The sequence below is a fragment of the Gemmatimonadaceae bacterium genome (genome assembly GCA_019637355.1).
Lineage (GTDB): Bacteria > Gemmatimonadota > Gemmatimonadetes > Gemmatimonadales > Gemmatimonadaceae > Pseudogemmatithrix.
Genome location: JAHBVT010000001.1, coordinates 756514 through 776297 on the forward strand (window position 1 = coordinate 756514; position 19784 = coordinate 776297).

The 19784-nt window shown below is 66.7% G+C and carries 23 protein-coding genes and 1 other annotated feature; of the genes, 8 read left to right on the forward strand and 15 right to left on the reverse strand.

Annotated features, from left to right (window positions below):
• Nucleotides 1-87 precede the first annotated feature (87 nt).
• Entirely contained in the window at nucleotides 88-315 is a 228-nt protein-coding gene (locus KF689_03380) for an AbrB/MazE/SpoVT family DNA-binding domain-containing protein (GenBank protein MBX3132419.1), read from the forward strand.
• 3 nt (nucleotides 316-318) lie between these two features.
• Nucleotides 319-714, forward strand: coding sequence for a type II toxin-antitoxin system death-on-curing family toxin (locus tag KF689_03385; GenBank protein MBX3132420.1), 396 nt, complete (start codon nucleotides 319-321; stop codon nucleotides 712-714).
• A 154-nt stretch (nucleotides 715-868) separates the two neighbouring features.
• On the opposite strand, the gene KF689_03390 is transcribed toward KF689_03385, so the two are convergent.
• From KF689_03390 to KF689_03400, 3 genes are all read right to left on the reverse strand, one after another.
• Complete coding sequence (locus KF689_03390) at nucleotides 869-1285, reverse strand: SRPBCC domain-containing protein (protein ID MBX3132421.1); 417 nt, start codon at nucleotides 1283-1285, stop codon at nucleotides 869-871.
• A gap of 188 nt (nucleotides 1286-1473) precedes the next feature.
• Nucleotides 1474-1764 (reverse strand): type II toxin-antitoxin system RelE/ParE family toxin, encoded by a 291-nt coding sequence (locus tag KF689_03395; protein MBX3132422.1) that lies wholly within the window; start codon nucleotides 1762-1764, stop codon nucleotides 1474-1476.
• Nucleotides 1764-1967, reverse strand: coding sequence for a hypothetical protein (locus tag KF689_03400; protein MBX3132423.1), 204 nt, complete (start codon nucleotides 1965-1967; stop codon nucleotides 1764-1766). The genes KF689_03395 and KF689_03400 overlap by 1 nt, the downstream gene beginning before the upstream one ends.
• Before the next feature lie 221 nt (nucleotides 1968-2188).
• Between KF689_03400 and KF689_03405 the strand changes: the two genes are divergently transcribed.
• Nucleotides 2189-3226, forward strand: a complete 1038-nt coding sequence (locus tag KF689_03405; protein ID MBX3132424.1) for an IS110 family transposase — start codon at nucleotides 2189-2191, stop codon at nucleotides 3224-3226.
• Between the two features lie 328 nt (nucleotides 3227-3554).
• Here KF689_03405 and KF689_03410 read toward each other — a convergent pair whose 3' ends face one another.
• On the reverse strand, nucleotides 3555-4133 hold the full coding sequence (locus KF689_03410) for a hypothetical protein (GenBank protein MBX3132425.1): 579 nt from the start codon (nucleotides 4131-4133) through the stop codon (nucleotides 3555-3557).
• 156 nt (nucleotides 4134-4289) lie between these two features.
• Nucleotides 4290-4667 carry a VOC family protein gene (locus KF689_03415; GenBank protein ID MBX3132426.1) on the reverse strand — a complete coding sequence of 126 codons (378 nt, stop codon included), beginning with the start codon at nucleotides 4665-4667 and terminating at the stop codon, nucleotides 4290-4292.
• 192 nt (nucleotides 4668-4859) lie between these two features.
• Here KF689_03415 and KF689_03420 point away from each other — a divergent pair, with 192 nt between their 5' ends.
• Nucleotides 4860-5948: an IS110 family transposase gene (locus tag KF689_03420; GenBank protein ID MBX3132427.1), complete on the forward strand. Its 1089-nt coding sequence runs from the start codon at nucleotides 4860-4862 to the stop codon at nucleotides 5946-5948.
• A gap of 399 nt (nucleotides 5949-6347) precedes the next feature.
• Here KF689_03420 and KF689_03425 read toward each other — a convergent pair whose 3' ends face one another.
• The 6 genes from KF689_03425 to KF689_03450 all read right to left on the reverse strand — a co-directional run bounded on the left by KF689_03425 (nucleotide 6348) and on the right by KF689_03450 (nucleotide 9743).
• Nucleotides 6348-6650 carry a type II toxin-antitoxin system RelE/ParE family toxin gene (locus KF689_03425; protein MBX3132428.1) on the reverse strand — a complete coding sequence of 101 codons (303 nt, stop codon included), beginning with the start codon at nucleotides 6648-6650 and terminating at the stop codon, nucleotides 6348-6350.
• Nucleotides 6647-6928, reverse strand: coding sequence for a type II toxin-antitoxin system Phd/YefM family antitoxin (locus KF689_03430; GenBank protein ID MBX3132429.1), 282 nt, complete (start codon nucleotides 6926-6928; stop codon nucleotides 6647-6649). The genes KF689_03425 and KF689_03430 overlap by 4 nt, the downstream gene beginning before the upstream one ends.
• Before the next feature lie 223 nt (nucleotides 6929-7151).
• Nucleotides 7152-7550 carry a type II toxin-antitoxin system death-on-curing family toxin gene (locus KF689_03435; protein ID MBX3132430.1) on the reverse strand — a complete coding sequence of 133 codons (399 nt, stop codon included), beginning with the start codon at nucleotides 7548-7550 and terminating at the stop codon, nucleotides 7152-7154.
• 11 nt (nucleotides 7551-7561) lie between these two features.
• Entirely contained in the window at nucleotides 7562-7756 is a 195-nt protein-coding gene (locus KF689_03440; GenBank protein MBX3132431.1) for a hypothetical protein, read from the reverse strand.
• A gap of 175 nt (nucleotides 7757-7931) precedes the next feature.
• Complete coding sequence (locus KF689_03445; protein MBX3132432.1) at nucleotides 7932-8873, reverse strand: hypothetical protein; 942 nt, start codon at nucleotides 8871-8873, stop codon at nucleotides 7932-7934.
• 183 nt (nucleotides 8874-9056) lie between these two features.
• The gene (locus KF689_03450) at nucleotides 9057-9743 is read right to left on the reverse strand and encodes a hypothetical protein (GenBank protein MBX3132433.1); all 687 of its coding nucleotides are present in this window, start codon (nucleotides 9741-9743) and stop codon (nucleotides 9057-9059) included.
• A gap of 207 nt (nucleotides 9744-9950) precedes the next feature.
• On the opposite strand from KF689_03450, the gene KF689_03455 reads away from it, so the two are divergent.
• The gene (locus tag KF689_03455; GenBank protein MBX3132434.1) at nucleotides 9951-10478 is read left to right on the forward strand and encodes a hypothetical protein; all 528 of its coding nucleotides are present in this window, start codon (nucleotides 9951-9953) and stop codon (nucleotides 10476-10478) included.
• Nucleotides 10479-10647: 169 nt separating this feature from the next.
• On the forward strand, nucleotides 10648-11685 hold the full coding sequence (locus KF689_03460; GenBank protein MBX3132435.1) for an IS110 family transposase: 1038 nt from the start codon (nucleotides 10648-10650) through the stop codon (nucleotides 11683-11685).
• A 367-nt stretch (nucleotides 11686-12052) separates the two neighbouring features.
• Here KF689_03460 and KF689_03465 read toward each other — a convergent pair whose 3' ends face one another.
• The 3 genes from KF689_03465 to KF689_03475 all read right to left on the reverse strand — a co-directional run bounded on the left by KF689_03465 (nucleotide 12053) and on the right by KF689_03475 (nucleotide 15730).
• Complete coding sequence (locus tag KF689_03465) at nucleotides 12053-13510, reverse strand: hypothetical protein (GenBank protein MBX3132436.1); 1458 nt, start codon at nucleotides 13508-13510, stop codon at nucleotides 12053-12055.
• A 1328-nt stretch (nucleotides 13511-14838) separates the two neighbouring features.
• Nucleotides 14839-15201: a hypothetical protein gene (locus KF689_03470; protein MBX3132437.1), complete on the reverse strand. Its 363-nt coding sequence runs from the start codon at nucleotides 15199-15201 to the stop codon at nucleotides 14839-14841.
• 181 nt (nucleotides 15202-15382) lie between these two features.
• Nucleotides 15383-15730, reverse strand: a complete 348-nt coding sequence (locus KF689_03475; GenBank protein MBX3132438.1) for a carboxypeptidase regulatory-like domain-containing protein — start codon at nucleotides 15728-15730, stop codon at nucleotides 15383-15385.
• A gap of 117 nt (nucleotides 15731-15847) precedes the next feature.
• On the opposite strand from KF689_03475, the gene KF689_03480 reads away from it, so the two are divergent.
• Together KF689_03480 and KF689_03485 are read left to right on the forward strand one after the other, a co-directional pair.
• A protein-coding gene (locus tag KF689_03480) for an IS3 family transposase (GenBank protein MBX3132439.1) occupies nucleotides 15848-17073 on the forward strand; the annotation gives its coding sequence in 2 pieces (ribosomal slippage) (nucleotides 15848-16139 and nucleotides 16139-17073; 1227 coding nt in all).
• Nucleotides 16126-16242, forward strand: a sequence feature (AL1L pseudoknot). It overlaps the preceding gene by 117 nt.
• Before the next feature lie 586 nt (nucleotides 17074-17659).
• Nucleotides 17660-18697, forward strand: a complete 1038-nt coding sequence (locus KF689_03485; GenBank protein ID MBX3132440.1) for an IS110 family transposase — start codon at nucleotides 17660-17662, stop codon at nucleotides 18695-18697.
• A gap of 358 nt (nucleotides 18698-19055) precedes the next feature.
• Here the strand turns inward: KF689_03485 and KF689_03490 are convergent, their stop codons facing one another.
• A complete protein-coding gene (locus tag KF689_03490) occupies nucleotides 19056-19610 on the reverse strand; it encodes a hypothetical protein (protein MBX3132441.1) in 555 nt (184 codons plus the stop codon).
• Nucleotides 19611-19784 lie beyond the last annotated feature (174 nt).

The following is a 19784-nucleotide window of genomic DNA, read 5'->3' on the forward strand; positions in this document are numbered from 1 at the left end:
GCAGCAAGCTGCGTTATGGCGCGCGCACCCTTGCGCAGTAGCACGCGGATGCTACCTTTGTAGCATACCCGTGCTACGGAGAACCCCATGGTCCGTGAACTCACCCTGCGCCAAGTCGGCGGCTCGATCGGCGCCACGATCCCGAAGGACATGGCCGACCGACTGCACCTCGAGGCCGGCGACCGCGTGCTGGCCGTCGAGACGGACCGGGGCATCCTGCTGACGCCCTACGACCCGGACGTCGCGGCGGGATTGGCCGTGGCCGCCCACGCCGCGAAGAAATTCCGGAACGCGCTGCGCGAGCTGGCGAAGTAGCGGATGGCGACGCCCCGTTGGGTGCCGCGACTCGTACTCGACGCCGCACACCTCGACCAGCTGCGCGAGCACGGCGGCCTCCCGGGCATTCGGGACGAGAATGCGCTGGAGGCCGCGTTGGCGCGTCCGCAGCAGAAGCACAACTACGAGCCCGACTCCGACCTCGCGACGCTGGCCGCCGCGTACGCCTTCGGGCTCGCGAAGGCGCATCCGTTCAACGACGGCAACAAGCGGGCCGCGTTTCTGGCGGCGATGATCTTCCTCGGCTTGAACGGCAAGGACCTCGACGCGACGGAAGCGGAGGTCGTTCAGGTGATGACCGCGCTGGCTGCCGGTTCGCTTACGGAAGCGGCGCTCGCCACGTGGATGCGTGAGCGAACTATTCGATTGAAGCTGTAATCAGCCCAGTCGCCATAACGTGTGCTTCTACTGCGAGCGCTCCCATGAAATGCGGTTGTGGGGCCTCGGCAAACCTTCCAGAAGATGAAGCCGAGGCCCCACAACCGCCACCGCACCTGCGCTCGTCGGCAGCAAGCGTCGTTATGGCGTGGCGCTACGAATCCGATTCGGCCAGTCGCTGGATCGCTGTTCCGGCGGCGAGCACGAACTCGGCCGACGCCTCCTGGAACTGCGCGCCCTCCGGGACGAGCGCGCAGTCGCCGACGCGGAGAGTGAGGCGCGAGCCGGCGGCAGTCGGCGTCACGACGTACTCGTAGCCGACCGGGCCGTCGGGGGGCCGCGGCCACTTGTGGACGTGCAGGCTGGCGTAGAGGCGCGTCGGCGCCACGACGTCGCGATAGGTGAGGGTGGCGTGTCCGGGCCAGGTCAGGGCCACGCCCTGGGCGATGCGCTCGGCGGTGTACTCGGCCGGGACGTCGTCCCATTGGCGGATGTAGCGGCAGAGCGTGAGGACATCCCACACGCGCTGCGGGGGCGCGGCGATGTCAATCGTGTGCTCGGCGAATTGCATAGACCGTGAGGGGGCAGGGAGTCCGTCGAGTCGCCATAACGTGTGCTTCTGCTGCGAGCGCTTCCATAAGAAGCAGTTGTGGGGCAGCCGCAGGCTGTCCCACATACGATAACGCGGCTGCCCCAGAACTGCATCACTAGCTGCGGCTGTCGGCAGCAAGCGTCGTTACGCGGCCGCCGCGGCCGGAACTAGAACGCGCGCGGAGTTTGCTGTCGGCCGTGCACGATCGCCAGAAGCTCGATGGCGTCGGCGTGGACACGGTAGAAGACGCGATGGTTCTCGACGACCAGCTCACGCACGTCCAGGTCGATGGCTTCCGGCGCGTGCTTGCCCATCTCCGGATGGGCGCGGAGCAGCTGGAGCCGATAATCGATGTGGGCGACGACACCTTCGGCGTAGATCGCGGAGGTGCGGCTGATGAACTCCGCAATGCCCGCGAGGTCCGAGACCGCGCGGTCGGTCCAGCGCAGCGGCAGCACTAGGCCGGGCGGCGGATGCGAGCGCGGATGCGGGCGAGGGCGGTGTCGTGATCGACGGTGCGCCCGGCCTCCGCGTCGGCGAGCCCCTGCTCGATGGCCTGGCGGACGTACACCTCGTAGGCGAGGTCGTCCCAGCCGGCCCCTTCTGGGAGCTGGTCGACGAGGCGCTTGGCGTCGTCGCGGATGTCAGGAGCGTCAGCCATGCTTGGAACCTGTCGCGGAGGGGCGGGGGGCGCAACTGCGGACGTCCCGGAGTCGGTGGCGAGGCCGCGTAACGTGTGCTTCTGCTGCAGGTGCTCCAATAGTTGGTATGAAGCGGCGGCTGGACCTCCGCCCATCCACGGGTGCAAGGTTCTGCCCCATACCATCTACCGTGCTCACCGTCTCGCGACGGGGCACACTGCGGAGGCCAGCCGCCATGGATATGATAGGCATCGATCTCCACAAGCGCGAGAGCCAGCTCTGCATCCTCGACGGGCAGGGCGGCGTCACCGAACGACGCATCGTCACGAGCCGTGACCGCTTCACCGCGGTGCTGGGCGCGCGTCCGCCCGCGCGGATCCTCGTCGAGGCGTCGACCGAGAGCGAGTGGGTCGCGTGTCACCTGGAGGCGCTGGGCCACGAGGTGGTCGTCGCCGACCCGAACTTCGCGCCGATGTACGCCACGCGCAGCCGGCGGGTGAAGACGGACAAGCGCGATGCGCGGACCCTGGCTGACGCGCTCCGGCTCGGCGCCTATCGTCCGGCGCACCGCGTCTCGGCGGCGCGGCGGCATGTGCGCGCCGAGTTGGCGGTGCGCGAGGCCTTGGTCCGCACACGCACGCGATGCATCGCGCTCGCCAAGGCCCTCGTGCGCCGCGACGGCCTGCGCGTGCCGAACAGCACGGCCGCGTGGTTTGTCGAACGACTCACCGCGCTCCCGCTCTCGCCGGTGCTGGCGGCCGAGCTGGCGCCCTTGATCGCGGTGCTCGCCCCGCTGAACGTGCAGATCGCGGCCGCCGACGCGCGCATCGCGGCGCTCGGGCGGACGGACCCGATCGTCGCGCTGCTGCAGACGGCCCCCGCCGTCGGGCCGGTGACGTCCAGCGGCATCGTCGCGATCGCGGATGACATCGGCCGGTTCCCGTCGGCGCACCAGTTCGAGGCCTTCCTCGGGTTGGTGCCCGGGGAGCGGAGCTCGGGCGAGAAGCGGCGACTCGGCCACATCACGAAGGCGGGCAACCGGCGCGCGCGCTATCTCCTGGTCGAGGCGGCGTGGCGCATCCTCCGCTCCAAGTCAAGCGACACCGCGGTGTTGCGGGCGTGGGCGCAGCGCATCCTGCATCGCCGCGGCACGAAGATCGCGGCGGTCGCGCTGGCGCGGCGGCTCGCGGGCATCCTCTATGCGATGTGGCGGGACCAGCGGGCGTACGACGCGGGCCACCTGCGGACGCCGCAGCCCGTGCCGGCGTCCGCCGCATGATCGCTGGGTAAGGGCAGGACCTGCGTGGGATCGAGATGACTGAATCGGGAGTGGTGAGCGCGACGCATTTTATGGCCGCAGGTGAGAGCCGCCCCATAGTTGGCGCCACCATTCCTTCGCAGACCCCAATGCGCCGAGGCCTCGGGCCTCACGAGCGAGCGCGAACAGAAGGATGAGCAGCACCTCGAGCAGCGCAGGCACAACGGAGAACTGCAACAGCGTCAACGCACCTGGGGCTTGACGCGGGCCGCCGCTTCACAGAAAAATGCGGTTGTGGGGCCGCCGCAGTCCTTCCATAAAGTGGAGCGGTGGCCCCACAACCGCTACACTAGCCGCGTTTGTCGGCAGCAAGCGTCGTTACGTTGCCGCGCGGCGACAAGGTGAGCTCAACCTCCAGCGCTGCCTCCGCCAGGTGCACCGGATCATCGTTCTCGATACTTGGCGCCACTTCCGACCGTGGCATCGCGCGTCGCGCTATGCGGAGCATGACGGCAGCAGAACCCGCGCCGAGCGATGCCCCGAGACCGGCGAAGAACAGGTCGCGCAGCATTGAGGGCGCGCCCGTCAGCACTGCGCCGATCCCTACGAGGAGCGGCAACGCCGCGCCACCGAGAGCGCCCCAAGCGACCATGCGCCTCGTATTCAGCGTGGCGAATGTGCGTCGACGCTCCGCCACGGCAACGACACCGGCGAAGAGAGCGCCGGCGACTGCGCCTACGAGCGCGAAGAAGCGTGCACCATCGAGGAAGAGCGTCCAGGCGAACGAGCCGCTCGTGAGTGTGTGGAATCCCGGGGCGCGCGAGAGCCAGTCGAACGCGACGACGGTAGCGCCACCAACCACCGCCCACGGCAGCGCCCACGTGAGCGCGGTCGAGAGAATGCCGCGAAGTCGTTGAACGATGAGCATGGACCGCTCCGATGCTTGCTTGGTCAACGTAACGTGTGCTTCTGCTGCAAACGCCCTAATGAAATGCGGTTGTGGGGCCGCTGCAGACGGTCACCTAAAGTGAAGCGGCGGCCCCACAACCGCTACCGCATCCGCGTTTGTCGGCAGCAAGCGTCGTTATGCGGCGCGCACCTCTGCGCCGAATGTCAGCCGATGTCCGTCGGGCGTGCGGACGGCGAATTCCCGCATACCCCAGGGCTTGGTGGACGGCCCCGCGATGATGCTCGCTCCCCTCGCGCGAAAGTCTTCGCAGAGGGTATCGACGTCGTCGACCGTGATGTAGGCGACATACGAGTGATCGCCGAGCGTTCCGGCTGCCGGCTGGTCGGCGCACTCGCCGAGGCCGACTGCCACCCCATCGCGCGACAGCCAGCTCCAGCCATCAGACTCGTCCCCGAAGTCTCGAGAGAATCCGAGCGTTGCCATCCAGAAGTCCGTCGAGACACGGAGGTTCTGCACGGCGAGGATGAGGCGCTGCCGGAGAAGTGTGGTCATCGTATCAAGTCAGCTGGTCCGCATAGAAGTTATGACTGGGCTGGCCCCCCGACCTCTCGTGGGTTAGCTCCCCGAGTGCGTCGGAGGTGCCAGAGCCACTGGCGACGGTGCGTCGCCCTTCCTGCAACGGAGGACCAGCCCATGTCATCGGTTCCTGCAGCAGCTGCCTCAACTATCTGGCTTGGCTGGGATGTGCACAAGGCCTCGGTCACGTCGGCGGTGCTGCGCGACGGCGCGGCCCAGGCCGAGTGCGTGGACCGGCTCCCGAATGCGCTGCCGAAGCTCGAACGCTATGTGCGGCGCTGGCAGCGCGAGGGGACGGTGCGCGTGGTCTACGAGGCGAGTAGCGCGGGCTTCGTGCTGCAGCGCGCGTGCGCGGCGTGGGGCGTGGCGTGCGACGTGATCGCGCCGTCGCTGATGCCGACGCGGCCCGGCGTGCAGCGCAAGCACGACCGCTATGATGCGGTGCAGCTCGCGCGGCTGCACCGCGCGGGGGAGCTCACGCCGGTGCGGGTGCCGGCGGCCGCCGAGGAGCGGGTGCGTGACCTCGTGCGGCTGCGGACGACGCTGCAGCGCGAGGTGATGCGCTCGCGGCACTACGTGCTGAAGTTCCTCACGCGGCGCGGCTGCGCGTACGGCGCGAAACCCTGGACGCCCGCGCACCACACGTGGCTGGCGACGCTGCTGCGGGCGCCCGCGTCGCCCTTGGAGGCGGAAGACCGCGAGATCCTGCAGGAGCACCTGGCGCTGCTGGCGTACAAGGAGGGGCGCCGCAGCGCACTCGACCAGCGCGTGGCGGCGCTGGCGGCGACGCCGGCCTATGCGCCGCTGGTCGGGCGCCTGGGCTGCTTCCGGGGGATCGACACCTTGGCGGCGATGGTGCTCGCCACGGAACTCGGCGACTGGCGGCGCTTCGCGTCGCCGCGCGCGCTGATGAGCTACGTGGGGCTCGTGCCGCGCGAGCACTCGAGCGGGGAGCGCGAGCGCCGCGGCGCGCTGACCAAGGCGGGGAACGCGCACGTGCGGCACGTGCTGGTGCAGGCGGCGTGGAGCTATCGGCACCTGCCGCGCGTGGGCAAGCGGCACCAGCAGCGGCAGGCGGGCCAGCCGGCGGCGGTGATCGCGCACGCGTGGAAGGCGCAGCATCGCCTGTACAAGCGCTACCACCGGTTGCAGGACGGCCACGCGCGCCAGGTCGCGGCGGTGGCGGTGGCGCGGGAGTTGATCGGGTTCCTGTGGGCGGTGATGCGCGAGGAGGCGCCGCCGCACGCACAGGCGTAGGAGACAGCTCGGCTCGGGTTCCAGCGGCACGATAGGGAGGACGCGCGGCACACGTTATCGGGTAGCGCTCGCGAGAGCGTGGATCCCCGCGCATAGAACGCGCCTGCTCCGGACGAATCCACTTCGTGCCGCTCCGGTCTCCTGGAGACTGACCGGCGTATAGCAGCAGGATTCATCGTCGAAGCCGCCGCTGGGATCCGAGCCCCTCGCTTCACCACCCTCGACGCGGGAGCGCCGATGTAGCTCGTGCCCTTGACGGATGCCCAGTCATAGCAACGTGTGCTTCTGCTGCGAGCGCTCCAACAGAATGCGGTTGTGGGGCCCCAGCAGACCTTCCAAAAGATGAGGCTGGGGCCCCACAACCGCTACACTAGCTGCCCTCGTCGGCAGCAAGCGTCGTTATGCGCCGTGCACGATCTCATCAGGATCCCAGTCCCGTCGCCCATGCCGGATGGTCAAGACGACCACCTGCTTCGCGTCGACCCGGTAGACGATGCGATAAGGGTGGTGCTGCAGCTGGCGGTACGCGGGCCTGCCGATCTCGGGCACCGGGCGGCCGCGCTTGGCGAAGCGATCGAGTGTGCCGACCTTGGTCAGGAGCTCGCGGAGCCAGCGCGCCGCGGCCTCAGGGCGATCGGCGGCGATGGTCTCGAAGGCCTCGACGGCGCGCTGCTCCGCGAGAGGCGACCAGATGACCTTCACTTGAGCAGGCGTGCTCGCAGGGACTTGGCGACGGCGGCGTGACTGCGGCCCTTGCCGGCGGCGACCTGGGCCTCGGCGGTCCGCACGTCTCGGAGCAGCTCGAGCTCGTCGACCATGGCCTCGTAGGCCTCGACGTCGAGCAGGACGGCGGCGCCGCGGCCGTGCTGCGTCAGGATAACGGGCGCGCCGGTCTCGCGGACCTGCTCGATGACCTGCGCGGCGTTGGCGCGGAACTCCGTGACGGGCTGGATGTCACGGGAGGGCTTGAGCTTCGGCATCAGGGCTCCAGAAAGTCAGTACAGAATAATGTACCGACTTCTCTTCGATCACGCCAGAGCCAGCGTTGTGCGCATAACGTGTGCTTCTGCTGCAAGCGCTCCAATAAGATGCGGTTGTGGGGCCGCTGCAGACCTTCCGTAAAGTGAAGCGGCGGCCCCACAACCGCTACCGCATCCGCGCTTGTCGGCAGCAAGCGTCGTTATCGCGCGCCTGTCGGAGCGCTCACGGGTCCGGATAGACTGTCAGGTGCGTGAAAATCCATCCTGTAAGGTCACTGCGGTCCATAGCGCCCGATGCGACGTCCAGGATAGTACGCTCCGCATCGCCGACGGATGCGTCAAGTTGATATCCGTTCAACGCGAGGAAAACTTCGAGCGCAGCGTGTCCGATACGCTTGTTCCCGTCGACAAATGGATGATTCCGGATAAGCGCAAACCCGAGCGCTCCGGCTTTCTCGACCAAGGAGGGGTAGAGCTCGACGCCGTCGAAGGTGGCTCGGGGCTGCGCGAGTGCAGCCTCGAGCGCACCGAGGTCACGAAGTGCAGAGGAGCCGCCGCCTGACACCAGGACGCGGCCGTAGAGATCGAGAACTTCAGCGAGCGAGAGAAACCGAGTCGCCACGGGCGACCCGATTAGGCGAGCCGGCGATACAACTCGGCATTCTTCTCGACGACGTGCGCGGCGGCGGCCTCGTAGGCAGCTTCGCGGCGATCGAGAAGGTCGCGCAGCGCCGCGGCCGCCAGCGCATCAGCAGGCACGTTCAGCCGCTGGGCGATGGCGTTGAGCTGGCCCTGCTGGGCCTCGGTAAGCTCGAAAGACAGGCGCATAACTGGAAGATACCCCGGAGCCGACGACTTCGCCACGCGCCACGTCGCGATAACGTGTGCTTCTGCTGTGAACGCTCAAAAAGAAGGGTTTGGCGGGGCGTCCGCAACCAGCCTAGGGCATCACGGACGCCCCGCCAAACCCAATCCGCACCGCGTTCATCGGCAGCAAGCGTCGTTATAGCGCCGGCGCGGATGGAGGCAGGCCCAGTGACGTGCCGTTCGCCCATTTCGTAAGCTCGAGTTCGCAGTCTGAGGCGAGCAAATCACGCAGGTAGCCGGGATGCGTCCGGGCCCACTCGTAGTAGGCGGCAGCGTCGTCGTTGAGCGCTGTGGTGTTGAAGGGAATTCCGTGGAAGATCTTGTCTCGAACACGCCCGCCTATCTCCACACGGTCGACTTTAACCACGCGCCCGTCGGGCAGGGTGTGCGGCGAAATCTCTGCGTTCTGAATACCGAGAAGGAGCCGAACGGCGGTCCGAGAGCCGATGGTTGCGGACTTCAGGCGGAACGCTAGGGACTCGAGGCACATGAAGAAGCGACTAATGCGGAACTCAGTGTCCACGTCGCGGAGCGCGTCGCGATACATGGTCAGCGCAAATGCATAGCGATCATCCGCGGCCGCCGCTGCGTATAGCTGCTTCGGCGTGCTCCGGTGCGATTCACTGTCACCTAGAAGAACAAAGCGCTGCTTACGCCGACTGAACGGCGGACGAAGAGAGAACTCCGGCCCACCAGGGCGATTCGGAACTACTGCGAAGAGTTCCGGCGTTTCGCTGCATTGCCAGCTGAGCACTTTGCGAGCGCGCTCGAAGCTTTCCCAAGTGGCGCTGATGAGATCTTCGCCTGGAGCATCAATCGAGCGGACGATGGTAACCACGAGGCACGGCTGCTCATTGTCACCGAGCGCGACAAGACGAGCGAAGTCTTCATCGTGAAGCTGCTTGCCCAGCGCTATCCGAGAGTACTCCGCAGCATAGGCGGCCTCACAACGAAAGCCGATCGGAGCGAGCGGCGTTGCGAAAACGTCGGTGGCCAGTTCAAGGGGGTGTTGAAGGAATGCCCCTCGGCAGAGATAGTGCACCGCCGGCGAATGTGTGAGGATGACACTTTCAGCCAAGCGGACTCCGGTAGGTCGCTATAACGTACGCTTCTGCTGTGAACGCTCCAATAAGAAGGGTTGGGCGGGGCCTCCGCAACCAACCTAGGGCATCACGGAGGCCCCGCCCAACCCAATCCGCACCGCGTTCATCGGCAGCAAGCGTCGTTAGGTCGCACTCAGGCCGAGACATGATAGTAGTGTCTAGAGCGCGCGCTCCCAGCTATCGCTTATTCCCGTGGCGAACGTCAAGTAAGCCGCCGCTCGCTCTCGACGAGCCTCGTCAGAGTCTCGGCTGCTGCGCTGGGTGCCGGACTGCCGAAGTTCCCGCGCAAGAAGGGCTGCGGACGCAACAGCGGCGGCAGTCGCCGCGGCGGGGCCGATGACAACGGCGGCTAGAGTAACCCCTCCCGAAATGAGGATCACGAGCTGCGCTTCGACTTTGTCGTCGTCGAGGAGGGCGACAATCGCCTTCGCCAAACCGTGATGCCACTCCAAGAGTATCGTCTCTCCCCGAGTCGCGGCTGACCTCACAGTCCGATAGAGGGTTCCCTCTTGAACGCTGGCCAAGTGCAGTTCCGCGGCCTCTACGAGTGCTCTAGCACCCGGCAAGAGAGCAGTCATTCCCTTGCTCTCCATCTCCGCGAGGTGATTCCGCGAATCGAGGAGGGAGGACTGAGCCTCGGCGACCGCGCGCTGCTGATTTTCGGCTGCGGACGAATCCTCACGCGCCAAGCGCGTGGCTAGCTTCGTGCGCAACCGTTTGCGACTTGCCTTAAGGTCGGTTAGCGCCGTTCGGATCCGGCGGCTCAAATCGCTTTCGGGATTTCGATATGGGTCCCTTTGGAGCATCTCTTCGATCGCCAAGCCAACGGGATCATCGGTTTCCATTATCAGCCTCGCATAAAGACGATTCGTGATTGTCGACCTAACGTCTGCTTCTGCTGTGGACGCTCCAATAAGAGGGTTGGGCGGGGCGTCCGCAACCAAGCCTAGGCCCATCACGGACGCCCCGCCCAACCCATTCCGCACCCGCGGCCATCGGCAGCAAGCGTCGTTATGTGGCCCCGTCGGCGCGCGCGCTGTACACTAGTGCCGATGCCAAATCCGAACTGGGCGATAACGAGGACGATGCGTGCCTGCGCGGTGCATGTCTTCGCCTTCCTATTCGTGGTCGCGGCCGAGAGCCAAGCCCAACGGCCGCGCGAGGTTGGCGTCGATCTATTCGGTGTTTCCTGGCATTACAGCTCTGACACGTATTTCGACGGAGTTGAGACGCGGCGCTATCAGGGGCGCAATCTGGGCGCCGGCCTGCACGTCACGCTGGGGGAACGCGGGCGGCACGTCTGGATGCTCAAGGCGGGCGGCTACGAGGACTCGATGTACAACCAATCCTGGTACGCCGGGCCCGTTTGGCAGTACCGGGTCATCGGAGGGCTACGCGCTGGCGCCGGTGTGCTGCTCTTCGATTCGGACTCCTACGTGACGCCGGTGATTCCGCTGCCGCTGGTGACGTATCGCGCGGGTGGGCTAGGACTCAACATGACGTGGGTTCCTGCGGGCAACTCCGAGGCGTCCGGCGCGCTCGCCTTCTTCGGCACACTCGTGCTGTGGAGAGAGCCGTAAGCCCGCGCGAGTCCACATAACGTGTGCTTCTGCTGCAAACGCTTCAATAGTTGGTATGAAGCGGCGGCTGGACCTCCGCCCATCCACGGGTGCAAGGTTCTGCCCCATACCATCTACCGTGCTCGCCGTCTCGCGACGGGGCACACTGCGGAGGCCAGCCGCCATGGATATGATAGGCATCGATCTCCACAAGCGCGAGAGCCAGCTCTGCATCCTCGACGGGCAGGGCGGCGTCACCGAACGACGCATCGTCACGAGCCGCGACCGCTTCACCGCGGTGCTGGGCGCGCGTCCGCCCGCACGCATCCTCGTCGAGGCGTCGACCGAGAGCGAGTGGGTCGCGTGCCACCTGGAGGCGCTGGGCCACGAGGTGGTCGTCGCCGACCCGAACTTCGCGCCGATGTACGCCACGCGCAGCCGGCGGGTGAAGACGGACAAGCGCGATGCGCGGACCCTGGCTGACGCGCTCCGGCTCGGCGCCTATCGTCCGGCGCACCGCGTCTCGGCGGCGCGGCGGCATGTGCGCGCCGAGTTGGCGGTGCGCGAGGCCTTGGTCCGCACACGCACGCGATGCATCGCGCTCGCCAAGGCCCTCGTGCGCCGCGACGGCCTGCGCGTGCCGAACAGCACGGCCGCGTGGTTTGTCGAACGACTCACCGCGCTCCCGCTCTCGCCGGTGCTGGCGGCCGAGCTGGCGCCGCTGGTCGCGATCCTCGCGCCGCTGAACGTGCAGATCGCGGCCGCCGACGCGCGCATCGCGGCGCTCGGGCGGACGGACCCGATCGTCGCGCTGCTGCAGACGGCCCCCGCCGTCGGGCCGGTGACGTCCAGCGGCATCGTCGCGATCGCGGATGACATCGGCCGGTTCCCGTCGGCGCACCAGTTCGAGGCCTTCCTCGGGTTGGTGCCCGGGGAGCGGAGCTCGGGCGAGAAGCGGCGACTCGGCCACATCACGAAGGCGGGCAACCGGCGCGCGCGCTATCTCCTGGTCGAGGCGGCGTGGCGCATCCTCCGCTCCAAGTCAAGCGACACCGCGGTGTTGCGGGCGTGGGCGCAGCGCATCCTGCATCGCCGCGGCACGAAGATCGCGGCGGTCGCGCTGGCGCGGCGGCTCGCGGGCATCCTCTATGCGATGTGGCGGGACCAGCGGGCGTACGACGCGGGCCACCTGCGGACGCCGCAGCCCGTGCCGGCGTCCGCCGCATGATCGCTGGGTAAGGGCAGGACCTGCGTGGGATCGAGATGACTGAATCGGGAGTGGTGAGCGCGACGCATTTTATGGCCGCAGGTGAGAGCCGCCCCATAGTTGGCGCCACCATTCCTTCGCAGACCCCAATGCGCCGAGGCCTCGGGCCTCACGAGCGAGCGCGAACAGAAGGATGAGCAGCACCTCGAGCAGCGCAGGCACAACGGAGAACTGCAACAGCGTCAACGCACCTGGGGCTTGACGCGGGCCGCCGCTTCACAGAAAAATGCGGTTGTGGGGCCAGTGCAGTCCTTCCGTAAGGTGAAGCAGTGGCCCCACAACCGCTACCGCACCCGCGCTTGTCGGCAGCAAGCTTCGTTATACGGCGCTAGGCGCGCCGAACCGAGGGCGACGTTCCGTGCCGAATCTGCTCTCCCGCAAGTGCAGCGCGCCGCGCGCGCCTACGCTCTTCGTGCAAGACTGCAGCGGAAAAGTACCACACGGCGGCCTTGGCTACGCGGCCAAGTGCGAACGCGGATTCCTCCAGAGTCGAGCGGTCGACAAGCGTTAACTCACTTTTCGCTCCGGGCACCGACGAATGCGAAAGCACGAGGCGATGCTCAATGCCGTGCCTGAGCTCTCTCAAATGGGAGTAGCGTCCCTTTCCCCTCTCAAGAGACCGTGTCAGCTCAAATAATGCAGTGAGCCCGTGGTTGTCGGTCCGATAGAGCCGGCGTCGCATATCTGACTCGGTGCTCGGCAAGCTCCGCGCACCGTCCTTTCTGTGCCAAATGGATTCGAGTGTCACGGCCTGAGGCGCGAGCCCCAAACGGAAGTAGACATTTACTGCGTACGCGACGTTGTTGAGGAGCGAGAAGAAAGCTGTGCAAGCAGACATCAGAAGTCCGCTCGAGAGGCCAAACTCAGCTCCAGATCCGGTTGGCACATACACCTGATGCTCGCTCTCGCGCACGGCATGCTTTGACACTGCCGCGTACAAGTGCCAGCGTGCAGTTGCATAGCCTTGGCAAAGGCGGTTGACCATATCGAGCACGAGGTCGACTGGCACGCTGCGCCTTGGAGCTGAGAAGTGGCCTTGAAGCGGAAAAAGGTCGAACACGGCGGGCGTGTCAACGCGACAGAGTGGACACGGATTCAATGCCAAGCGCGAACTCCAGATCCACTTCTGGTAGTCAGAGGGCGTGACAGTCTCCAACGGAAAGTGCCTGACATGTCTAGCTAGAGCATCTCGGTGCTTGCGATAGCTGTCCGCAAAGACAATGTCCGCACCCGCTAGCTCAACTGCGCGGTCGTAGTCCTGGTATGCAGCGAGAAGAAGTGCAGCGTGCTGCGGAAGCCAGTGGCTAAGCTGCACGAGGCAGCCAGCGCGCATCGCGACCGACTGGTGATGATTCGGGACCTGAAGGAGTACTGTTTCGTACTCGTCGAGGGCCTCGAACAGGCGCCACTGAAGTCGGAACGAAGTGGCAAGATTGGTGCGAGTATCCGGCGATTCCTTGGAGCGAAGGCTCTCGTCAAGTTCGCTGATAGCGCGTGAGTTGGCTATGCGCCGCCACGGACCTCTCCCGCGCTCGAACCGGGCAGTTTCCGCATAACCGTTTCCGAGGTTGTAGTGATACGCGGCACGATACTCGCTCGGTACATCGTCGCCTACTGACTCGATCAGCGCGCGCCCCTCCGCCACAAGCCGCCTATTGCCAAGCTGTGCACCTGCATCTATCAGAATGCCGCCTAGGCTCATCGCTGCTGAGAACGGGTCCTCAACGAGTCGTGAAGTCTGTCTGGCGAGGCGCACGGCCGAACGGCTCTCGCCAATCGAGAGCAAGCGTTGGCACTCTGCGAACAAGAGAGCGGGGTCCGATGTCAAGTGTTGCTCTGAACGCTGTGGCGATTGACGGCGAGAGCGGAGCCAGTCCGTATAACGTACGCTTCTGCTGCAGGTGCTCCAATAAACCGCGCGGGCGTAGCCCGCGCTACCAAGGGCACCTGTCGGCAGCAAGCCGCGTTATGCGGAGGTATTCGGCAGCGCCGCGATTCGGCGCCCTGCGCTCCGCGTTCGGGTCCGGTCGCACACGCCGCGCGCGGAATCTTCCGCACGGACCACCTAAAGTGCGTTGGGGGGCGCGCACGGCGAGCCGGCGTTTCGCCGCGACGCCTCGGAAGCTCCGCGGACTCGGACCCTGCCGCATAACGTACGCTTCTGCTGCAGGTGCTCCAATAAAACGCGCGGGCGTAGCCCGCGCTACCAAGTGCACCTGTCGGCAGCAAGCCGCGTTATGCGGAGGTTCTCGGCTGCACCGCGATTCGGCGCCCTGCGCTACGCATTGGGATCCGGTCGCCGACGCCGCGCGCGGATCCTTCCGTACGGACCACCTGAGGTGCCGTGGGGGGCGCGCACGGGAAGCCAGCGTTTCGTGGCGACGCCTCGGAAGCTTCGTGGACTCGGACCCTGCCGCATAACGTGTGCTTCTGCTGCAGGTGCTCCAATAAAACGCGCGGGCGTAGCCCGCGCTACCAAGGGCACCTGTCGGCAGCAAGCCGCGTTATGCGGAGGTGTTCGGAAGCGCCGCGATTCGGCGCCCTGCGCTGCGCGTTGGGGTCCGGTCGCCCACGCCGCGCGCGGAACCTTCCGCACGGACCACCTAAAGTGTGTTGGGGGGCGCGCACGGCGAGCCGGCGTTTCGTCGCGACGCTTCGGAAGCTTCGTGGACTCGGACCCTGCCGCATAACGTACGCTTCTGCTGCAGGTGCTCCAATAAAACGCGCGGGCGTAGCCCGCGCTACCAAGTGCACCTGTCGGCAGCAAGCCGCGTTATGCGGAGGTGTTCGGAAGCGCCGCGATTCGGCGCCCTGCGCTGCGCGTTGGGGTCCGGTCGCCCACGCCGCGCGCGGAACCTTCCGGACGGACCACCTCAAGTGTGTTCGGGGGTGCGCACGGCGAGCCGGCGTTTCGTCGCGACGCCTCGGAAGCTCCGCGGACTCGGACCCTGCCGCATAACGTGTGCTTCTGCTGCAAGCGCTCCCATAAAACGCGGTTGTGGGGCCTCAGCAGACCGTGGTTCAAGATGAAGCTGAGGCCCCACAACCGCTACCGCCCCTGCGCTTGTCGGCAGCAAGCGGCGTTAGGCGGCGTGTCGCCCGCTGCCGGAGGCGCTAGAAGTGCAGGTCGAGCGGATACAAGTGGATGCTCTCGCATCCTGGCTGTTCGGAGAAGAGCGTCAATGCATGACCTGAATCGAACTCGAGGCGAATGGACGTGGGCGACGCGACTGTGGCGCGCACGACCGTAGCGTCGAGCGCGTCGAAGCCCTGGCGCGCAGGATGGGGCGTTCCGTCAGCGGAATAGTTTGAGATGGCACCTGACGCGTCTCGCAGTTCCCAGCGTCCGTCGACGCCAATGCCGGTGAAGTGCGGTCCATCGAAGCGAAAGTGCACGACGAAACTGGCGATGCCCACCTCCTGCAGCATCGAGCCGACGTAGGCGCTGAGGTCAAGTGCCGCAGGTATAGCTTGCAATCGCTCCTCGCTGTATCCGTCCGCATAACGTTTGCTTCTGCTGTGAACGCTTCAATAAGAGGCCGTTGTGGGGCGGCCGCTAGGCCGTCCCATGCTTCAACAACCGGCCGCCCCACAACGGCCATCCGCACCGCGTTCATCGGCAGCAAGCGTCGTTATGTTGCCGCCAGACGAAGCGCACCTAGTAAACCGTCTCAGGCCGCAAACGGAAGTCGAGTTGCTCCGGCGACGGTGTGCAACGAGCGGGTGTGACCACGCGGCCGCGCTCATCGGATACCGCGACTGTGCAGGAGGGCCGAATCTCTCGGCGCTCGGGGATGTAGCCGATTGCCCGAACGCTGAGAGTCTGATCAGTGCGCGAGACATCGGGGAATCGGTATCGACCGTCGCGATCCGTCATGACGCTTCGGCGCTCGTTAGCGTCGAGAGTGACGCGTGCGCCCATCACCGGCGCTCCGGTGGCCTCCACGAGCACCCGCCCTTCGACCACGATGGCGGGGCCCGCAGCGACAGCCTGTCCGAGCGGCACCCGACACGCGAGTCCGCCTACGAGCAGTAAGCTGAGTACGAGACGAGAACTCGTTGCCATTCGCATGTGAATCGGCCCGGGTTTGCCGGAGGCTCCACATCGTGAGAGGTTGGAGCCATGCCCAGACGTTCCCCATTTTCGCCTGAGTTCCGCGAACGCGCCATCCGGATGGTGCTGGACCAGGCCCCGCAGCACGGCTCCCAGTGGGCCGCGATCCGCTCGATCGCCGAGAAGGTCGGCTGTCACCAGGAGACCCTCCGGAACTGGGTCCGCGAGCACGAGCGGAACACGGGCGTGCGACCCGGCCCGACCACGGACGACCTCGCGCGCCTCAAGGAGCTCGAGCGCGAGAACCGCGAGCTGAAGCGCGCCAATGAGATCCTGAAGAAGGCGTCGGCGTATTTCGCCTTGGCGGAGCTCGACCGCCGACCCAACTGATGGTGGCCTTCATCGACGCGCACCGCGCGGCGTACGGAGTCGAGCCGATCTGCGCAGTGCTGCCGATCGCTCCGTCGACCTACTACGAGGCGAAGGCGCGCGCGCGCGACCCGTCGCGCCTGCCGGCCCGCAGCCGCGCGGATGCGGCGCTCCGGCCGGCGCTCCAGCGCGTGTGGGCGGCGACGCGCGGGCGCTACGGGGCGCGCAAGGCCTGGAAGCAGCTCCGCCGGGAGGGCCGCGTGGTGGCGCGCTGCACGGTGGCGCGCGTCTTCAAGGCGATGGGCCTGCGCGGGGTGGTGCGCGGGCGCCGGGCGACGACGACCGTGCCCGAGCCGGCGGCGCACCGGCCGCAGGATCTCGTGCAGCGGAACTTCACGGCGACGCGCCCGAACGCGCTCTGGGTCTCCGACCTGACGTACGTGCCGACGTGGCGCGGCTTCGTGTACGTCGCGTTCGTGACCGATGCGTACTCGCGCCGCATCGTCGGCTGGCGCGCGACGACGACCCTGCGGACGGACCTCGCGCTCGACGCGCTGGAGCAGGCACTCTACGACCGCGCGCTCGACGGCCCGCTCGTGCATCACAGTGACCGCGGGTCGCAGTACCTGGCCATCCGCTACACGGACCGGCTGCTCGAGGCCGGCATCGAATCCTCCGTCGGCAGCCGCGGTGACGCCTACGACAATGCGCTCGCCGAGTCGATCAACGCGCTGTACAAGGCGGAGGTCATCCATCATCTCGGACCGTGGAAGGGCCTGGAGGACGTGGAGTACGCGACGCTCGAGTGGGTGGACTGGTACAACAGCCAGCGCCTGATGCAGCCGCTCGGGGACATCCCCCCGGCGGAGTACGAAGCGCAGTATTATCACGCCCACGCCGCATCCGCGGCCGTGGGACTCAACTAACCGAGTCTCCGGGAATCCCGGGCCGATTCACACTTGGGTGCGTCAGGTTCAACCGGTCGACTCGTGCGCCAGCGGCGTCGTTCGGATGCGCGCCCGTTGGGCTCGGTGCCAAGTGGGGCCGCATTCGAGCTGCTCGACGCTGAAGACGGCGCGGATGCGACAGCGCCTCGCTGTGGAGCGTGGTAGGACTCAGAACGTGCGGGAAGGAACCGCGAAACGAACATGCAAAGTCGGTAGTACAGCCAAGGCGTGAGTACCAGCCAGAGCATGTATCCGAGCTTCCAGCCGTGGTTGTACTTACCGTACCAGCCGTGTACACAAGCACCGGAGTAGCAGTGGTCAGCAACTTGCTGAGACCACCAGAGAAGGCCCCATACGTAGATGATGCCTGCGACGGCGTGTATGAATCGCAAGGGGCTACTCGGGTCCGGCTAACGTGTGCTTCTGCTGCGAGGGCTCCCATAGTTGGTATGAAGCGGCGGCTGGACCTCCGCTGATTCGCGGGTGCAAGGTTCTGCCCCAGATACCATCTACCGTGCTCACCGTCTCACGACGGGGCACACAGCGGAGGCCAGTCGCCATGGATATGATAGGCATCGATCTCCACAAGCGCGAGAGCCAGCTCTGCATCCTCGATGCGGACGGGCACGCGACCGAACGGCGCATCGTCACGAGCCGCGACCGCTTCACGGCGGTGCTGGGATCGCGTCCGCCCGCCCGGATCCTCGTCGAAGCCTCGACCGAGAGCGAGTGGGTCGCGTGCCACCTGGAGGCACTCGGGCACGCGGTGGTCGTCGCCGACCCGAACTTCGCGCCGATGTATGCCACGCGCAGCCGCCGGGTGAAGACGGACAAGCGCGATGCGCGCACCCTGGCCGACGCTCTCCGGCTCGGGGCCTATCGCCCGGCGCATCGGGTCTCGGCGGCCCGGCGCCACATCCGCGCCGAGCTCGCCGTGCGCGAGGCTCTCGTCCGCACGCGCACGCGGTGCATCGCCCTGGCGAAGGCGCTCGTGCGCCGCGACGGCCTGCGCGTACCGAACAGCACGGCCGCGTGGTTTGTCGAACGACTCACCGCGCTCCCGCTCGCGCCGACGCTCGAGGCCGAGCTCGCGCCGCTGGTCGCGGTGCTCGGGCCGCTGACCGTGCAGATCGCGGCCGCCGACGCCCGCATTGCGGCGCTCGGGCGGACGGACCCAATCGTGGCGCTCCTGCAGACGGCTCCCTCCATCGGGCCGGTGACATCGAGCGGCATCGTCGCGATCGCGGATGACATCGGCCGGTTCCCGTCGGCGCACCAGTTCGAGGCGTTCCTCGGGTTGGTGCCCGGGGAGCGGAGCTCGGGCGAGAAGCGGCGGCTCGGCCACATCACGAAGGCGGGCAACCGGCGCGCGCGCTATCTCCTGGTCGAGGCGGCGTGGCGCATCCTCCGCTCCAAGTCGGCCGACACGGCGGTGCTCCGCGCGTGGGCGCAGCGCATCCTGCATCGCCGCGGCAAGAAGATCGCGGCGGTCGCGCTGGCGCGGCGGCTCGCGGGCATCCTCTATGCGATGTGGCGGGACCAGCGGGCGTACGACGCGGGCCACCTGCGGATGCCGCAGCCCGTGCCGGCGTCCGCCGCGTGATCGAGCAGTGACGGTAGGACCTGCGTGGGATCGGGATGACTGAATCGGGAGTGGTGAGCGCGACGCATTTTATGGCCGCAGGTGAGAGCCGACCCATAGTTGGCGCCACCATTCCTTCGCAGACCCCAATGCGCCGAGGCCTCGGGCCTCACCAGCGAGCGCGAACAGAAGGATGAGCAGCACCTCGAGCCGCGCAGGCACAACTGAGTCGTGCAACAGCGTCAACGCACCTGGGGCTTGACGCGGGCCGCCGCTTCACAGAAAGATGCGGTTGTGGGGCCTCGGCGAACCTTTCAAGAAGATGGAGCCGAGGCCCCACAACCGCTACACTATCTGCCCTCGTCGGCAGCAAGCGTCGTTAGGCTGCATCGGGCGCAAACCACTCGTCTCGTAGCGCAAGGATTGCGTCTGAGAGGCGCCGTCTATCGTGGAGAATGCTCGGATCGGCGCGAACCAGCTGTTTGACCCGATACTCGCCCACGATAAGGCCGATGATGTATCCGATGAGCTTCGAGAGCGCGACAGCCGGGACCGACGCGTCAATCTCTTGAGGTGCAATCCTCGGACCAGACCGAAGGGCTAGAGTCAATTCAGAAACGTGCGCGGCGGACGGTCCCGCGTGAAGCTTGTGCGCGAGTTGGTTGCGGATCTTGTTGAGACACAGGAGTGGCCCGAGAAGCTCGGTTCGCAGCACTCCTGTAGCGACGCAGAGGCGGGAAGCTTGTGCGAACGAAATGCGTTCGAGATCAAGTGCTTCGGGTTGCGGCAGTTCGCGGCGCAATAGCTCGATGAGCATCGACTCGATCCGCACATGAGCTTGAATCACGGAGCCAGTGCCGAAGTGATCCGCGGCTGGCGCGCGCATCGCGAGCGTGCGAAGAACGTCGTCGGAAAGAACGTCGGATGGGCTCATGTGTCGTGGTCAGCCTAACGTACGCTTCTGCTGCAGGTGCTCCAATAAACCGCGCGGGCGTAGCCCGCGCTACCAAGGGCACCTGTCGGCAGCAAGCCGCGTTATGCGGAGGTATTCGGTAGCGCCGCGATTCGGCGCCCTGCGCTCCGCGTTGGGATCCGGTCGCCCCCGCCG

Bases quoted from the DNA above. Each gene is read 5' to 3' on its own strand.
- KF689_03405 (MBX3132424.1), top strand. From the start codon at position 2,189: ATGATAGGCATCGATCTCCACAAGCGCGAGAGCCAGCTCTGCATCCTC.
- KF689_03430 (MBX3132429.1), bottom strand. From the start codon at position 6,928: ATGCCGAAGCTCAAGCCCTCCCGTGACATCCAGCCCGTCACGGAGTTC.
- KF689_03455 (MBX3132434.1), top strand. From the start codon at position 9,951: ATGCCAAATCCGAACTGGGCGATAACGAGGACGATGCGTGCCTGCGCG.
- KF689_03490 (MBX3132441.1), bottom strand. From the start codon at position 19,610: ATGAGCCCATCCGACGTTCTTTCCGACGACGTTCTTCGCACGCTCGCG.
- KF689_03440 (MBX3132431.1), bottom strand. From the start codon at position 7,756: ATGCGCCTGTCTTTCGAGCTTACCGAGGCCCAGCAGGGCCAGCTCAAC.
- KF689_03415 (MBX3132426.1), bottom strand. From the start codon at position 4,667: ATGACCACACTTCTCCGGCAGCGCCTCATCCTCGCCGTGCAGAACCTC.
- KF689_03485 (MBX3132440.1), top strand. From the start codon at position 17,660: ATGATAGGCATCGATCTCCACAAGCGCGAGAGCCAGCTCTGCATCCTC.
- KF689_03380 (MBX3132419.1), top strand. From the start codon at position 88: ATGGTCCGTGAACTCACCCTGCGCCAAGTCGGCGGCTCGATCGGCGCC.
- KF689_03400 (MBX3132423.1), bottom strand. From the start codon at position 1,967: ATGGCTGACGCTCCTGACATCCGCGACGACGCCAAGCGCCTCGTCGAC.
- KF689_03450 (MBX3132433.1), bottom strand. From the start codon at position 9,743: ATGGAAACCGATGATCCCGTTGGCTTGGCGATCGAAGAGATGCTCCAA.
- KF689_03410 (MBX3132425.1), bottom strand. From the start codon at position 4,133: ATGCTCATCGTTCAACGACTTCGCGGCATTCTCTCGACCGCGCTCACG.
- KF689_03390 (MBX3132421.1), bottom strand. From the start codon at position 1,285: ATGCAATTCGCCGAGCACACGATTGACATCGCCGCGCCCCCGCAGCGC.
- KF689_03460 (MBX3132435.1), top strand. From the start codon at position 10,648: ATGATAGGCATCGATCTCCACAAGCGCGAGAGCCAGCTCTGCATCCTC.
- KF689_03385 (MBX3132420.1), top strand. From the start codon at position 319: ATGGCGACGCCCCGTTGGGTGCCGCGACTCGTACTCGACGCCGCACAC.